Annotated in this window: 17 protein-coding genes; all 17 read right to left on the bottom strand. The window is 61.0% G+C overall.

Annotated features, from left to right (window positions below):
• Positions 1-13 precede the first annotated feature (13 nt).
• Positions 14-697: a hypothetical protein gene (locus tag ABC831_RS11200; RefSeq protein WP_343248210.1), complete on the bottom strand. Its 684-nt coding sequence runs from the start codon at positions 695-697 to the stop codon at positions 14-16.
• Positions 698-709: 12 nt separating this feature from the next.
• Complete coding sequence (locus ABC831_RS11195; RefSeq protein WP_343248209.1) at positions 710-1,060, bottom strand: hypothetical protein; 351 nt, start codon at positions 1,058-1,060, stop codon at positions 710-712.
• Positions 1,061-1,981: a phage late control D family protein gene (locus ABC831_RS11190; RefSeq protein WP_343248208.1), complete on the bottom strand. Its 921-nt coding sequence runs from the start codon at positions 1,979-1,981 to the stop codon at positions 1,061-1,063.
• The gene (locus ABC831_RS11185) at positions 1,978-2,223 is read right to left on the bottom strand and encodes a tail protein X (protein WP_343248207.1); all 246 of its coding nucleotides are present in this window, start codon (positions 2,221-2,223) and stop codon (positions 1,978-1,980) included. The genes ABC831_RS11190 and ABC831_RS11185 overlap by 4 nt, the downstream gene beginning before the upstream one ends.
• Positions 2,216-6,001, bottom strand: a complete 3,786-nt coding sequence (locus tag ABC831_RS11180; protein WP_343248206.1) for a phage tail tape measure protein — start codon at positions 5,999-6,001, stop codon at positions 2,216-2,218. The genes ABC831_RS11185 and ABC831_RS11180 overlap by 8 nt, the downstream gene beginning before the upstream one ends.
• A gap of 126 nt (positions 6,002-6,127) precedes the next feature.
• On the bottom strand, positions 6,128-6,547 hold the full coding sequence (locus tag ABC831_RS11175) for a hypothetical protein (RefSeq protein ID WP_343248205.1): 420 nt from the start codon (positions 6,545-6,547) through the stop codon (positions 6,128-6,130).
• A 75-nt stretch (positions 6,548-6,622) separates the two neighbouring features.
• Positions 6,623-7,132, bottom strand: a complete 510-nt coding sequence (locus tag ABC831_RS11170) for a phage major tail tube protein (protein WP_343248204.1) — start codon at positions 7,130-7,132, stop codon at positions 6,623-6,625.
• Positions 7,133-7,146: 14 nt separating this feature from the next.
• A complete protein-coding gene (locus ABC831_RS11165) occupies positions 7,147-8,616 on the bottom strand; it encodes a phage tail sheath family protein (RefSeq protein ID WP_343248203.1) in 1,470 nt (489 codons plus the stop codon).
• A 13-nt stretch (positions 8,617-8,629) separates the two neighbouring features.
• Entirely contained in the window at positions 8,630-9,259 is a 630-nt protein-coding gene (locus ABC831_RS11160; RefSeq protein ID WP_343248202.1) for a hypothetical protein, read from the bottom strand.
• A gap of 12 nt (positions 9,260-9,271) precedes the next feature.
• Complete coding sequence (locus tag ABC831_RS11155; RefSeq protein WP_343248201.1) at positions 9,272-9,592, bottom strand: hypothetical protein; 321 nt, start codon at positions 9,590-9,592, stop codon at positions 9,272-9,274.
• A 2-nt stretch (positions 9,593-9,594) separates the two neighbouring features.
• Positions 9,595-9,876: a response regulator receiver protein gene (locus ABC831_RS11150; RefSeq protein ID WP_343248200.1), complete on the bottom strand. Its 282-nt coding sequence runs from the start codon at positions 9,874-9,876 to the stop codon at positions 9,595-9,597.
• A gap of 13 nt (positions 9,877-9,889) precedes the next feature.
• The gene (locus ABC831_RS11145; RefSeq protein ID WP_343248199.1) at positions 9,890-10,321 is read right to left on the bottom strand and encodes a hypothetical protein; all 432 of its coding nucleotides are present in this window, start codon (positions 10,319-10,321) and stop codon (positions 9,890-9,892) included.
• A gap of 22 nt (positions 10,322-10,343) precedes the next feature.
• Positions 10,344-10,619, bottom strand: a complete 276-nt coding sequence (locus tag ABC831_RS11140) for a hypothetical protein (RefSeq protein ID WP_343248198.1) — start codon at positions 10,617-10,619, stop codon at positions 10,344-10,346.
• 72 nt (positions 10,620-10,691) lie between these two features.
• On the bottom strand, positions 10,692-11,771 hold the full coding sequence (locus tag ABC831_RS11135; protein WP_343248197.1) for a major capsid protein: 1,080 nt from the start codon (positions 11,769-11,771) through the stop codon (positions 10,692-10,694).
• An 18-nt stretch (positions 11,772-11,789) separates the two neighbouring features.
• The gene (locus ABC831_RS11130) at positions 11,790-12,167 is read right to left on the bottom strand and encodes a head decoration protein (RefSeq protein WP_343248196.1); all 378 of its coding nucleotides are present in this window, start codon (positions 12,165-12,167) and stop codon (positions 11,790-11,792) included.
• On the bottom strand, positions 12,167-13,408 hold the full coding sequence (locus tag ABC831_RS11125) for a head maturation protease, ClpP-related (protein WP_343248195.1): 1,242 nt from the start codon (positions 13,406-13,408) through the stop codon (positions 12,167-12,169). Before ABC831_RS11125 ends, ABC831_RS11130 begins: the two co-directional genes overlap by 1 nt.
• Positions 13,398-15,185, bottom strand: a complete 1,788-nt coding sequence (locus ABC831_RS11120; RefSeq protein ID WP_343248194.1) for a phage portal protein — start codon at positions 15,183-15,185, stop codon at positions 13,398-13,400. The genes ABC831_RS11125 and ABC831_RS11120 overlap by 11 nt, the downstream gene beginning before the upstream one ends.
• Positions 15,186-15,211 lie beyond the last annotated feature (26 nt).

Below are 15,211 nucleotides of genomic sequence, written 5' to 3'. Positions count from 1 at the left end.
GCCGTCCTCCTTCCTATGCGAGCGTGACTTCGCTCAGATATACCCAGCTGTTGATCCCGTCCGGGTGGCCCAGCAGCACGCGGTCGCCCTTGATCTGGCTCACCTTATGCTTGCGATCCTTTACCCACTGGGGGATCGTCTGGCCGGTCGCGTACTTCTTGCCGGTCGGCTTCACATAGTCGCCCACCTTGACGCTCTTTTTCTCGGCCTTCTTGACTGCGGTGTTCGTCTTTTTCTTCTGCTTTTTCTCGCTCTTTGTGGCTTTCACTTTGAGCGCCGAGGTGCTCGTCGCCTTCACGCTGGTGGTGTCCGGGTCGTACTCTTTGAACTCGAAGGAGAGAGTCGCCAGCCGTATGCGGCCGAGGTCGTCCAGCTTCGTGTTGCTCACGGCCACCTTGCGCAGCTGGAGCTTCGGGCCCAGCTTCTTGCCGTTGAGGTAGAAATAATTCACTTTTGTGACGAGGGCCTTCCAGCTTTCGATCTCGGCCCTCACGTCCACGCCTGCGCCTGAGTGCAGCGTGGTGGTGAAGCTGAGAGGGAAAAGCTCGGTGCCCCGTTCGTTCGTCGTTTTCTTTTCCTCGGTGGAGGTGTTATTGTCTGCCACCTGAGAATAGGAGAAGCTCAGCCCCTCCAGCGCGACGACTTTCTTCGAGCTGACGGCCCATGTTTTCGAGCCCCATTTTGCCATTGTCGCCATGCTATCCCTCCTTTACTGCGGTTTCCCGGTGCTGCCGCCTCCAGTCTCGACGCCCCCGTGCGTGTGGCCGCTGAGGCTCACGCCTCTGGCGGTCACGTCGCCCTCCGGGGCAGATACGGATCCGGCGGTGAGGTGGGGGAGGTATGCGCCCCACTCACCGTCTGCACGGCCCAGCAGCAGCCCGCTGGCGTCGTCGAACTCGACGTACACCACGGCCGTGCCTTTTTTGAGGTTCCCCGTGGCTCCACGAAGGTGCCACGGGATCGTGATCTTTGCGGTCGGCTTCGCTCCGGCGTCGGAGGGCACCACGCGGGCCGTGTTGCCTTCCACGCTGGCGATCGTGCCCTTGTTGATCTGTCCCATTTAGTAGCCCTCCAGCATGTCCCTGAAATATAGGGTTGATTTGTTCCCCACGAAGTCGTGCCGCACCTTGTAGACGAACACGGGGCCGTCCCACGCGCTCGCCTTCGGTGTCTTTAGCTGCAGCAGGCTTGCGGCAGCGTAGCCGGTCAGCAGGGCCTTGGAGAACTGGCCCGTGTGGCCGTACTTGTTCGCGTTCCTCAGCAGCCCCTTGGCGAAGCGTGCCGCCTCGGCGTTGCTGTTGACTTGGATCCGCTGTGCTGGCCTGAGCACGGTCGAGCTCGTGGCGTTCGGTGCGGTGAAGCTCCCGGAGAAGCTGCCGCTCTCGATCACACACGAGCCATAGCAGGCGGCCCGGTTGTCGTGGTAGATAAAGTTCCCGTTTTCGTCCACCTCCAGATCGCCCGCCGGGGTCTGGCCCTCAATGTACTGCTCGTTGTACGCCAGCAGCTTGCCGTCGTATATGAGCATTTGACAGCCCTCCAGCGTGCAGAGGCGGGAGAACAGAGCGAAGTCCGTCTCGTTGTCTTGTTTCAGGTACGGGTACACCTGATCCGTGCAGCCGTAGTTCTCGAAGGTCAGGCCATGCGCTCCCGCGATCTCGTTCGCGATCTGGAGGAAGCGCACGCCCTCCCAGCTTTTCGACTTCTTTGTCCGGCCGGTTTTCGGCATTGACATGGCCCGCACGGTAAAAAGCCCGTTTTCGGGCCGCATGGAGTGTATGAACATTTTCCCGGTGTCGCTGGCCCCTTCCTTGAAGCGGATCGCGTCACCTTCTGCCGGGTTCCATTTACTCCACACGCCCTTGGTGTCGTTGAAGCGGATCACCAGCGTGTCGGCCTGCTTTTCTGCGTGCATTTCATGGACGCAGTAGTTCACGCTCACGTCGTTGTAGATGTCCACTCCTTCGTAGTAGAGGTTCAAGCGCTGTCCTCGTCCTCAGTGTCCCGACGCCACGGCGGCAGCGTGTCCGGCGTCTCCACGTCCTCGACGATCGGCAGCCGGAGGGCCACGTTCGCGTCGAAGATCAGCATGTCCGCGTAGTCGGGGTTAAATTCTATGATGTAGTGGGCGAGGGTTTCCTCGCCGTACATTTCCAGAGCGAGAGCGTCGAAGGTGTCGCCCTCGCGTGTGGTGTATTCCTTGTAGCCTGTCACCTTACGCATACTGCGCCACCTCCCGCATTTGAATAAATTCCTCCAGCCAGTCGAAGAACTCAGCCTCGTGCGCCCGGAGCCGGGCCATGAGGTCGTCCTCGTCACCGGTGCCGCCCCCTTGGATCTGTGGGCTCCATGTGAAGCCGGAAAAGTCGTAATAGATCACCGTCCCGCCGTTCCCCGCGAGGGTTCCCAGTGAGAAGTCGTCCATGGCGAGCAGTTCCCCGGCCTTGGCCGTGAGCCCGGCGTCAGGGGATCCTCCGGTGGTGCTTGCGCTGTCGAATACGGCCCGGATCATGGCGTCCAGCTTCTCCCAGAGGGTAGCCAGCGGCACGACGGCCTCAGCTCCAGCCTCTCCACCGGCCAGAAGGTTGTTACCAGACGCGCCGAAGATCGTCGGCTGCGTCAGAATACCGCCCTCTGCGTACCATTCGATCCCGAAGTGTGGCACGCTCGGCGGTGTGAGTGAAAAGCTGCCGCTTATGGAGATATGCGGGAGCTTTAGCTTCGGCAGGCTCCACGAGAAATTGAAAAAGCCCTTGATCGCGTTTATGGCGTTGCTGACGACGTTCTTCGCAGCGTTGATCTTGTCGCTGATCGCGCTGTGTATGCTGCCGAATATCGACTGCACGGTGCTGAGTGCCCCGCTCAGGGCGCTGCTCACGCTCGACTTGATCCCGTTCACGGCAGAGGTAACGGTCGTCCATGCTGCGTTTATCTTGGAGCCGATCGTGCTCTGTACGGTTCCCCAGAGTGAGGACGCCGTGGAGCTGATCGAACTCCACGCAGACGAGGCGACGCTCTTTATGGTGCCGGTCACGGTGCTGACGGTCTGCTGTGCTGCGGACAGCTTGGTGCTGATCGCGTTCTTGGTGCTTTCCCAGAGGCTCGAAGCGGTAGAGCTGACGGCGCTCCATGCGCTGCTCGCGACACTCTTTATGGTGCCGGTCACGGTGCTGACTACCTGCTGCGCCGCGTTGATCTTGTCGCTGATCGCCCCCTTGACAGTCTCCCAGACGGAGGACGCCGTGGAGCTGATCGCGTTCCATGCGTTCGAGGCCACGGTCTTGATCCCCTCGGTCACGGTGCTGACGACGTTCTTCGCAGCCTCCAGCTTCGAGCTGATCCAGCCCTTTATAGCGTCGAGGGCCCCGGAGATCGCCGACTTTATCCCCTCCCAGATTGAGATCACCGTGTCCTTGCAGTTCTCCCAGATTAGCCGGAAGGGCAGCGTGATGATCTGGAAGGCTGCGCTCAGGATTTCCTTCACGGCCATGATCCCGACTTGTACCACGCTCTTGATTTTTTCCCATGCTCCAGACAGAAACGAGGTGATCCCGTTCCAGATCCCGGAGAAAAACGACGAGATCGCAGTCCAGCCGGTCGTGAAAATATTACTGATCCAGCTCAGGGCGTTGCTCACGGTCGAGGTGATCCCGCTCCAGATACCGGAGAAAAACGAGACGATCCCGTTCCAGATCCCCTCGAAAAAGCTCTTGACGGAGCTCCACGCCTCGTCCCATGTAGTACCAAACCAGCCGAGCACGGTGTCGGCCAGCGACTTGAAGGTGTCGGCCCAGTTGGTGAAGGTGTTCACCAAAAAGTCCCAGACGCCGCCGAAAATTTCCTTGACGCCCTCCCAGACTCGCTCCCAGTCGCCGGTGAAGATCCCGGCGAAAACGTCGAACAGGCCGACGAGCACGTCGAGGACGAGCCCCAGAATATTGCTGATCTGCTGGAATACTCCCTCGAATACCGGGGCCAGCAGCTCGCAGAAGCCGTTCCAGACTGCGCTCAGCACCTCGGTGAAGTTCTCGAAGTCGAAGCCCAGCTCGTTGAGCTTGTCGGTGATAGTCTGGCCGAATTTCTGAAATTTGCCTTTGATACCGTCCCAGATCGCCGTGATCTTGGCCCTGAACTCGTCGTTCGTTTTCCATAAATGCGTAAAAGCCGCAGCGAGAGCGGCCACGATCGCGATCACGGCCAGCACCGGGGCAGAGATCCCGCCGAGTGCTGCCATTACGCCTTGCAGCGCTCCCTTCACCATGGTGAGCTTCTGAACGATTGTGCCCCAGTTCATAGCGGCCACGACGGCCCCGACTGTCCCCAGCGCTATGCCGAGTTCAGGCAGGTGCCCCAGCAGCCACTCGATCGCCGGGATCACGGAGTTGGTGACAAACTGGACAGCGGAGCGGAGGGTGCCCTCGAATTTCTCGTAGATTTTCAGGCCCAGTTCCTCCCACGCGCTGTTCATCTGCGCGAGGTCGCCGCCGAGGTTGTCGTTCATTATGGCGGCCATTTCCTCAGCCGTGCCGCCTGCTGCTCTCAGGTTGTCCTCATACCCGGCTATGCTGTCCATGCCTTCGTTGAGGATCAGGTTCAGCCCCTTGGTGGAGTCTGCGGTGAACGTCGAGGACAGGGCCACGGCCCGCTCGGCGTCGCCCATTCCATTTGTGGCGGCCTCCACCTCGGTGAGAATGTCCGTCAGGTCGCGGAAGTTGCCCTGCGCGTCCATGACGGCCACGGACGTGTCGCCGATCTTGATCTGGCCGTCGTCCATGGCGTTTGTTATGTCTCGCATGATAGCAGCCAGAGCGGTGCCTGCTTCGCTGCCCTTGTAGCCTTGGTTTGCCATGCCTTCCAGCAGGGAGGTGACGGTTTCCACGTCCTGCCCGGCTGCGTTCAGGTTGGCGGCGCAGTTCTTGTAGGCTTCGCCCAGCGCTTCGGCGGTGGTGTTGCTGCTCGACTGAGCCGAGGCCAGCAGGTCGGCGAAGTATGCCGCCTGATCTGCCTCCATTCCGAAGGCGCTCAGGTAGTCTGTTACCATGTCGGAGGCAGCGCCCAGCTCCATGCCGGACGCCGCCGCCAGATTTAGAACGCCTCCGAGGGCGCTCGTGGATTGATCCACGTCCCAGCCCGCGAGGGCCATATATTTGAGAGCTTCGGCAGCCTCAGACGCCGAGAAGGTCGTCGTCGCGCCGAACTCACGGGCGCAGCTCTCCAGCGTTTCCAGCTCGTCGCCGGTCGCCCCGGATATGGCCTGCACTTCTGACATGGTGCCAGTGAAGTTCTGGCCCAGCTCCAGTATGTTGCCCGCGAGGTTCTTTATGCCGCCAATGGCTGCGCGGATCGCGTCGGCTGCGAGGTTCGCCAGCGTGGCCTTAAAAACGGTGAAGCCTTGATCGGCCAGCTCGGCCGAGCTCGCCGCGTCCTCCAGAGAGTTGTCGAGGTCGTCGGCTGCCCGCTCGGCGTCGGATAGCCGCGAGCGGTTGTCTGCCAGCTCTGTGCTCAGGTCTTGGATCTGCTGGGCGAGCTCCCTCGACTCGTCGGAGGTGTCGTCCTCGGATAATGCGAGGGCGACGTACCTCTCTTTGAGCTGTTGGATGGTGCTCTCTTGCCTGCTGATCGTGTCCCGGAGCTGATCGGCTTCGTTGCCGGTGTCGTCCATGCCGGAGGCCAGCTTTGCGGCCGCTTCCTGCGCGGCCTCCAGCGTTCCCCGGTTCTCGTCCAGCTCGCTGCTCAATTCTTGGATATGCTGCGCGAGCTGCTGCGCTTCCTCGCTGCCTTCCTCGCCGCTCACCACATAGTCGGCGTAGCCCCGTTCGAGGCTTTTCAGGACGGACTCTTGCGTGGATATTTCGGCGGCGAGCTTCTCGGCCGCTCCGGCCGCTTCGAGCGTCTCCTTGCTCATTTCCTCCAGCTTGTTGACTGCGTTCTTTATCGCAGCTTGTAGCGACGGACTCAGGACGCCGGAGATCTCGACCGAGGTTTCAAGCGTTTTAGCCATGGGCTCACCTCCTTCTGTGTTTCGCTTTTCCTTTCGGTGTTGGTGGCCTCATAACGTGGGACGCCTTGCGCTTTTGCTCAGCAGCCAGATCCTCGGCTGCCTCGGCGTACTCCACTATGAAGCGGGTTATGCTTTTTCTTTCGAGGTCGGACGTGCTGGTGTGGTAGACTCTGGCGTAGTCTCGGTAGGCTCGCCGGAGTCGCTTTCCTGTGAAGTCTCGTCCGACTTGAGCATAAAATTTCGGCCGATCGCCATTACCTCCACCACGTCGCGGCCCTTGATCCTCTCCAGATCCGCGAAGTCATAGCTCGGATTTACTGCGATAATGGCAGCGAAGCCGAGGTAGAGGTGGAGAGAAAAGTCGAACTCAGCGGCGGCCGTGATCGTCATGTTTTTCATGCCTGCGGCTGCCTTCTTTTTGTTCTCAGCGGTAGCGAACAGAACGCCGTCGATCTCGTTAATGTCGTAGGTCATTTCGCTGACTTCCTGCCCGTTGATCATGATCGGGTTTTTCAGCGTGAGGGTGTTCCTCTTGTCTTTTTCCATGTTGGGCTCCTTTCAGATTTTCAGATAAAAAAGGGCCGCCGATCAGCAGTTGACCAGCGGCCCTCTTTGCACTTTTTACAGCAGGTTGTTGATCTGGCTCATGTAGTCCTTGCCGTTGATACGGAGGATCTGGCTCAGTCTATCCACGCAGACGATCTCGACGCCGTTCGCGTAAATCTGCATACGGGTGACGTTGTAGGTGTTTTCCTGCTCCGGCGCGTTGCCTACCTCTACACCGGTTTCGGGGAAGGCGCCCGGCATGGTACGCACAAACGCCTTGCAGCCCTCGGTTGCGGTGGAGCCGTCGGACTTGACGACGTTCTGCACCCACCTGAACTCAAAATTCTGCTTTTCGAGGCGGTTCATGCGGCTGAGGCCGTTGTCGATCCCGATCTTGGTGATCGAGAGCTCCATGTTCTCCAGCAGGCCGATCAGCGGCACGGTCATGTTGCCCATGGCCTGCACGTCGGCCGTGAGAAATTCAATGCCGGGCAGGGTGAAGCTGGTGTCACGCGCCACGAGGGTGTTGTCCGCGTAGACGGTATCAGCTACCACCGGGCCCTTAATGTCTAACCATTTTCCCATGTTGTTGTACCTCCTTACTCAGTCTCGAAAAAGGCGGCGAAGCCTTCGTCGGTGTAGGTCACGCGAGCCGTGCCACTCTTGAAGGGCGGCGTGTTGGTGACAGCGAAGTGCCACACGAAGTCGCCGTTCATCATGTCCGAGGTGCTGTTCTCGGTTTCGAGAAACTCCACGGACGGGGTGCCGATCAGAGCGCCGATCCCGGTCAGGGTGTCGAGCTTCTGCTTCTCGAAGTTCAGGATCGTGTCCTTGTCCTGCGGCGTCATGGGGCTGTCGATCTCGGTGCCGTGATCCAGCTGGAAGCTGTTCGTGATATACATAAGCATACGCAGGTTCACGTCGAAGATCGCCCTCGCGTCCATGCTGCCGTTGTAGGTGAAGGCCGCCGTGTGCGGGCCCCAGAGCACCCACTGGCCAGCCCAGAACACGGCCGTGGTGATCCCCTTCTCGTTCAGGCCGTTGCCGGTCTGCTGATCAAAGCCCTTGCTCTTGGATTTCTCCCCGAAGAACTGGGCTGTCGCCATGATCTCCTTGTTGGACGGAGACTCGAAGGGCACGCCGTCGTGACTCAGATCCGTGCGCAGCATGGTGGCCTGTCCGGCGGTCGAGAGGTGGAACACACGGCCGCTGCCGTCCTTCACCTTCGGCCAGTACACCTTCGAGAACTCGCTCGTGTACCCGTGGTCGGTTTTCCACTTGATTGCCTTCGCGATCGTGTCGATCGGCTGCGACTCGTCGTCCTCCAGCGGGAGGTCTGCGTTCACGAAGCCGTCCCAGTGGCCGTTGAGCTGCTGCACGATCGCCACCATGGCCTTGTAGATCGCAGGCTTGTGGCTCCAGCCGGGAGCTGCGAGCATGTTCAGCACCGCGTTGTGGTACTGATAGAGCAGCTTCATGGCGTGCAGGCCGGTGTACTCGCCGTCCTCGGTCGTCTGGCCGATAATGTCGGCCTCCTCCACCTTGGAAGCGTCCACGGTCTTGTAGCTGCACTGGAGAGAGGTGTCCTCGCCGGTGAGCAGCCGCACCACGACGGTGCCCTTCGCGAAGTTGTAGGAGAGCTCGTAGTCCACGCCCTCGGCCTTTTCCTCGATCGCGAAGGTGTCGAGGATAATGTCGGAGCTTTCAAACTCTGCCCTCTGATTGGTGAATGTGAGCTCTGTATCGGTCTTTTCGGCCGCTGCGTGCGTGTCAGGGTCGAGCACGTTCACGACGTAGATCGGGCCGACGTTTCCGACGGTGTTGTCAAAATGCTGGGCGAAGGCTTCGCAGAGCGTGAAGCTGTCCCAGTCGGCAGAGTAGCCGAGGTTGCTCTGCACGTCGCTCATGTTCGTGAGCTTGATCGGCATATTGACGAGGCCCTTGTCTTTGTAGCCCCGGATCAGGTTAATGGGTGCCGTGCCGATATAGGCGGCCACCACGTCGGCCTGCCGGGCGCTTTTCACTCTGGACTCGGTGATCTCGCCGTATGCGCCATGTTTGTATGCCATTTGGTTGTCCTCCTTACAATAAATTTTCGTATGCTGCCGGGACTGCTGCCACCACGCCGCACTCCAGCGTGAAGCTGATCCAGTTGTGCCAGTAGGGGTAGTAGTCCCATATGTTGCCTTCCTCTGTGAAGGGCCCGTACTTGATCCCGGACTCCTTCACCACCCGGAGCCCCTCGACGTACTCTGTCACCTCCAGCGATCTGAGCACCAGATCCGCGAAGTTGTACGAGTCGCGCCAGCCCTCCATATTTCGAGCGTAGGTCTTGGCGGCTTCGCCGGTCGGGTGGAAGTATGAGATCCCGGCGACGGCTGCCGGGTTTTGGCGTGGTATCAGTTTTTCGAGCCCATGCTCGCCGGGGTTCCAGCAGGCGAGGCAGAGCCGGATCTGGAGCTGCCGTCTCTTTGCCAGCAGGTCGTCGCTCCCTTCCATGAGCTGCACGCACACGGACGGGATCGGAGCCGGTACGGAGGGCGGCAGCCTGTCCTTGCCCGGTACATAGAGAGGGAAGGCCGCCGGGTGAACGAACTCCACGCCGTAGGTGGCGTCGTTTTTGAAGTCGTCCGGCAGTTTGAGGGTGATCTGGCTGCACACTTCGCGCTCCAGCCAGCCCACCACATTGTCGATAATTTGTACCAGCGTCATGTCCCCGCCTCCTTACATTGTCCGGTTTTGTCGCAGCGCTGCCTCGATCAGCCCCATGTCCCTGCTCGACTTGCTCACGATCAGCTCGCGGCCGTCCACGTTCAGCAGCCTGCCGGGCTCCATGTCTGCGGGGAAGTCGCTCACCTTACCCATGAGCAGCATGTCGGCCTCCACGAGTCCGAGGATCTGCCCTTTTTTGAGTGTGGTCAGCCGGTCGTCGTCCATGACGACGGGGATCTCTTTCCCCTCTACCATGTGAAGCTCGGCGAACTCGTCCACGTTCAGGAACACGGCGTCGAGGTCACGCGCCACCATGTCCTTGAAGGCGCTCACGGTTAGCCCTCCGCAGCCTCCAGCATGGCGATCACTTCGCGCTTGCTCTTGGCTGCGCTTGCGTCCACGCCCAGCGCCTCCGCAGCCTCTCTCAGTTCGGCCATTTTCATGCCGTCATACTTTGACTTCGGGGCCTCAGTGTCGGGCACCAGCTCGGCCACGCCAGCAGCCACCAGCTCGGCCTCCCGCTCCTTGGAGATAGAGAAGGGGCCGGAGTGTGGCGTCATGGCCTCCACGCTGCCGTCCACCATGAGCCCGTAGGTGCCTTTGATCATTCTGATCATGTCTGTGCCTCCTTTACTCAGGATCCGCAGCGCCCAGCTCCGGCAGCTCGTCCTCGTCGTCAGGATCCACCTCGTCGCCCGGCTCCACTTCGGCGGCCGCGATCGCTTCGATCAGGTCGGCCTTTTTCTTGCCTTTGGGAGTCACGCCCATGTCGGCCGCGAGCTTTTTCAGCTCGTTGTACTCCATGGCCTCCAGCTGCTCCGGGTCGAGGTGGCCCGTGGTCTTTTCAGGCTCGCCGCCAGCTGCCGGATCCGCTTTCGGCTCCGGCGCTGCCTGCTGCTCGTTTACATATACGGCCACGCCCAGAGAGACGAGCCGGGCGGCCTGCGCGTCGTCACATACGAACGGGCCGTGCTCCGGTGTCCTCAGAGCGTGGCGGGCGGTGCCGTTTTTGTCCTTGTAGGAGATACCGCAGCCGCCGCGAATAACTCTGATTTTTGCCATTGTCTGCTCCTTCCTGCGATTTTTAGTCGCCTGCGCTGGTGACAGTGATCGGGACGGTGCTCTCGTCTGTCAGAGTAGCCTCGCCGCCGGTGACTTTCCCGGACTCGTCCGTTGTGAGCTTGATCGCCTTAACGGAGGCACCGGCTTTTCCGGCTGCGCCGTCCTTACCTGCTGCGCCGTCCTTGCCAGCGGGCCCTGCCGGGCCGATCTGCTCGTTCTGGACGGCCTGCTCCAGCTTGTTCATTTTCTCGGCGGTGATCACGTCACCGTCCTGCCATGTTGTCGGTGTATAAGCCATGTCCTCACTCCTTCCCGATTTTGGCTGCTCCGATTTTGCCTCTGCCGATCGCAGCGGTATCAACAGAGGGTACTATTCCCCCAGTACGTCAGCCACGATAAACGGGTTCTCGTTGTTCGGCATACAGAGCGGCGCAGAGCTGAGGATCAGCTCGCGGACGTTGTGTGTCGCGTCGCTGAGGTACTTCGGCACGTCCACGCCGGTGTAGGTGTGGAACTCGCCGTCGGACTGCTCCACCTGAGTGATCGCGCCGTAAACGGTGCGGCCAGCAGCGGGAGCGCACGCGGCGATCTTGCCCGCCGGGATAAACGGCTTCACGGTGCCGTCCACCTCGGTGTAGGTGTCCTCATAGGTCAGGAAGTCGATCATGCGGCCCTTGATGTTCAGGCGGGCGATCTTGGTCGCTCCGGTCGGCAGAGTCGCCGGATCCACGCCGCCGATCTGGTAGTTGCGGTTGTCGAGCAGCTTCAGGATCCACTCGTTTGCGAGGATAATGTCGGCCACGTCCGGGGCCACCAGCACCTCGGTGAACGGCAGGCCGCGAGAGGTCAGCATGGAGCCCATGGCCGCCACGTCGTTGATCATCTGCTTGCCGGACGCCTCGGTGGTGTCCCAGTTCGCGGACGGGGTATAGATCGCCGGGCTCGTGTCGCCGTCGTAGTAGCGCACCTCCCTTTCCTCGAAGTTGTGGAAGTCGTCCACATACTCGTCCATGACGCAGCCGTTCGTGAAAATCACCTCGGCAGCCATGGCCTCCTTGCGGCGCATATTCATGGCGCGAAGCTCGTCGAGATCGCCGAGCATGATCACGCCCTGACGCTGCTCAGGGGTCAGCTGGGTGTAGAGGGCCTCACCGAAGCCGCGCTTGCGCAGGTCGTCAATGGTGAGGGGACGCTTCGGCGCGATATAGGAAGGTGTGAAGCGCTTCATGGTGTAGCCGTCGCGCAGGATCGTGATCCCGCCCTTGCGGGGAGCGACGAACGGGGCCGCCTTCTTGGATCCCTTCTTGTACTCCACCAGCACGTCGTCGGTGGCGAAGATGTCGCTCGCCGCGTTGGTCGGAAAATAGCGGTCGAGCAGGAAGGTGTGAAGCGGCGGGAGCTGCTGCACGGAGGCGAGCAGCGTGTGGGTGTCGTAAAAATTAAAAGCCATTTCTGTGTCCTCCTTGTCTTAGATTTCCACGGCGTCGGAGAGCAGGATCCCCACGGAGCGCAGGGCTTCCTTGTCTGCTGCCGTGATTTCGTACTCGTCCTTCACGATCAGGGTGTTGGCGTTGAAGTGTCCCGTGCGGTAGGCGGTCGCCACCACCGCTTCCTCTGTGCCGGTGTCCACGTCCTCAGCGAGCACCGCGTTGGCCTTGCCGGTCGTGGTGTCGCTGATCAGTTCCAGCTCTCCCTCAGTCTCGCCAGTAGCCAGCAGGCTGCCGCGTTTGAGGATCCCCTGATTGGCCTTCACCTTGACGGAGAAGGGCTCGGCGGGCGGGTTTGCGCCGTTGATCAGATTGTCGAAGCCGACGGCTCCGAGGTTCTCGTCCAGTCTCTTGCTCATTAGTTGGTACCTCCTTTTGTCTTGTTGTAGGCGTTGACTACCGCCTGAATGTCTGCGGCGTCCTGTTCCTGCTGAGTGGAAGGCGTGCCGCCGTTGGGCGCTGCGCCCACGTTTGCCGCACCAGAGGCCGCGCCGTCCTTCATATAGGCGGCGAGGAAGTTCTGGCCGGACGCTGCGCTCTGCTGCATTACGCGGAAACAGAGCTCCTGAGCGGTGCAGGGCTTGTCTCCGTACTTTGCGTCGTGGACGAGCTGCTGGTCGGGGATAGAGGCCGCGATCGAGTCAATGTCCGCGAGGCGCTGGCGCTCAGCTGCCACCGCGTCCGCGTTGGCCTGAGTCTGTGCTCCGGCCCTTGCTTCGTTTTCGATCTGGGCCACGAGCTCCGGTTCCTGAGCTCTCAGTTCTTCGAGTGTCATGTGGTTTTTACCTCCTTCTTTTTTTGCCGCCGGTTTTACGGTCGGCTTTTTATTTGCTGCCGGTCTTGCGGCCGGTTTAGCACTTGCTTGGATCGGGATCGTGCCGGGGATATTCCGCAGCCCCTCGACGTTATGGCTCACGCCGTTGACATAGAGCACCTTCTTGTCGGCGCTCATGCTCATGTCGGGATCTTCCTCGTCCTCTTTGAGCTCGTCGGCGAAGCCCTTCTCCAGAGCCTCGCGGCCGGTGAGCCACGTCTCTTTGGTCATCATGCTGCGAAGCGTCTCGACGGCGATCCCTGTCTTGCCGTTGTAGATCTCGGCCACGGCCCGCTCGCTGGCGTCCATGCCCTTGATCAGCTGCTTCATGTCCTGAATGTTCAGCGCGTCCCAGAGCAGCACGCTGACGCCGTGGATCATTACCAGAGAGCCGGGGTACACGGTCACGGTGTCACCGGCGCACATGATCACGCTCGCGGCGCTTGCTGCGATACCTTCGACGACGACGTTCACCTCGCCGCTGAGTGCTTTCAGGGCGTTGTGGATCGCGATCCCGGTGTAAAGGTCGCCGCCGCAGCTGTTCAACTTCACGGTGATGTGGGCTTTATCCTTGACGGCCGCCAGATCCTCCATGAAGCCCTCCGGGGTGATGTAGAGTCCGGGCTCAGGTTCACCCGTCCACCAGTCGATCGGCTGCTGGCTCATAACGTCGCCGTAGAGGGTGATCTCGCCCTCGTCCTCGCTGACGCTTGCCACGTTCCAGAACTTCGGAGCCGTGGCTGCCTTCGGGGCCGCAGCCGGGCCCATGCGAATGTTAGCTCTCATTCGTCTGTCCTCCTTTGATTGCCTGTTTTATTTGCTCAGCGATCACGAGGTCGCGGAGCGCCACCAGCCCGCGCCGCTTCGCCGTTTCCGGGTTGTGCGGGTTGTTCTCGCCGCTGCCGTCGCCTTCTCCTTCGCTGCCTTCGTCCGGGGCTGCCGGTTCCTGCCCGGATCCTCCAGTCTGGTGCGGATCCGGTGACTGCCCGCCGAGCTTCTCGTTCTCGCGGATCAGCTGCTCCACGTTGGCGTCCCACTGGCCGCCGTTGAGCCGGATCGTGCTCTGCTCGTGCGTGGAGAAGCCCTCGCTGCACGCGAGGATCTCGGCCGTGATCTCCTTGGTCGGGTCGAGCTGTCCCTGAGACGGGCCCAGCCACTCGCTGCCGAGATATGCGGCGCGGATCGCGGGGTTGGTGAAAAAGCCGGGCGCGTAGATACGGCCACGGGCCACCGCTTCGCTCATCCATACTTCATAGAGAGGGCGGCAGAAGTCGTCGGCCAGCCACTCGCGGCGCATTTTGAACGCCTTCCACGCCTCCAGCAGAGCCGCACGGCTCGCCGAGTAGCTCGCGTTGAAGGATTTCAGCAGAAGATCGGCCGGTATTTCCAGAGCCGCGCCCACCTGCTCGCTGACTGCCTTCGCGAAGGTGTCGAAGCTGCCGTTCGGGTGCTTAGGGTCTGCGAAGGTCACGTCCTCGCCGGGTTCCATGACGTTGATCTGGCCCGGCCCCATGCTGTACTCGTTCGGGCCCTTCGGTTCTGCCGGAGGATCCGGCTCCACCTGATTGAAGGGCATGTCGTCCGTGGGGGCGTTGGTCTTAATAAACGCCGTGAAAAAACTCTCGATCACGGCCGCCATGAGCTCGCTCTCGGTGTAGCGCCGGAGCTGGAGCAGCGGCTCGATCACCTGCGCCAGATAGCTGACGCCCCGGTATTGATCCGGGCGCTCGGTGTCTATGACGTGGATCACGTTCGGGAGCCCTGTGTGTGGCTGGTATGCTTCCACGCGGGCCCATGTGGTCGTAGGTGCTCCCACCTCGAAGGGGTAGTTGCTGCGGATATGGTAGGCCACGACGGCCCCGCCCTTGTCTACCTCCACGCCGTCGTATATCGTGTTCCCGGTGTCCGGGTTCTTTCCGGTCGTGTAGTAAACCGAGGTACCCACTCCGTAGCGGCCCGGCGTCGCGATCCTGTCCGCTTCGATCAGGTGTACCCGGAGAGAGTAGGGGTGCAGCGCGTCGATCTTGTACTGCTTGATCACGCCTATGCAGTCGCCGGAGAGCAGCCACGAGATCAGCGCGAGCTGCTGGAGCCCGTAGAAGTTGTTCATGCCCGTGGCGTCGCAGGCCCTCTTATTGTTGGCCCAGAGCGAGAACTCCCGCTCCGTTTCCTTCTGCCATGCCTCTGCCTGATCCGGGGAGAGGCCCAGCACTTCGCGGTCGATCCGGCTTTTCAATTTCAGCCCGACGCCCACCACGTTTGTGCGGTTCGTCTTGATCGCAGAGGTCGCGATCGGCGCGGCCATGTATAACATGCGGGCCCGCTGCCGGAGCGTGTAGTTGTTAAAGTCTATGTCCTCGTGAGGTGAGCCGCTGGGAGCGTTGAAGCCTTTCACAGCCTTCTTGCGCCAGCTGGCCCCGGCTTCGCCGTAGCCTTTGTTCTGTGGTCTTACGTTGTCGGGGAGCCACATTCCCGCCTTTTTTTCGTACCTGATTTTTCTCACCTCCTTGCCTTGTGCATAAAAAACGGCAGGCCGGGCGGGGAAGGAGCGTACCCCGTCCATGTCTGCCGTAGTAAAGCCGGGAGCGC

The organism is Diplocloster hominis (assembly GCF_032380655.1).
Taxonomy (GTDB): domain Bacteria; phylum Bacillota; class Clostridia; order Lachnospirales; family Lachnospiraceae; genus Diplocloster; species Diplocloster hominis.
This window is presented reverse-complemented; position numbering and strand designations above follow the sequence as displayed.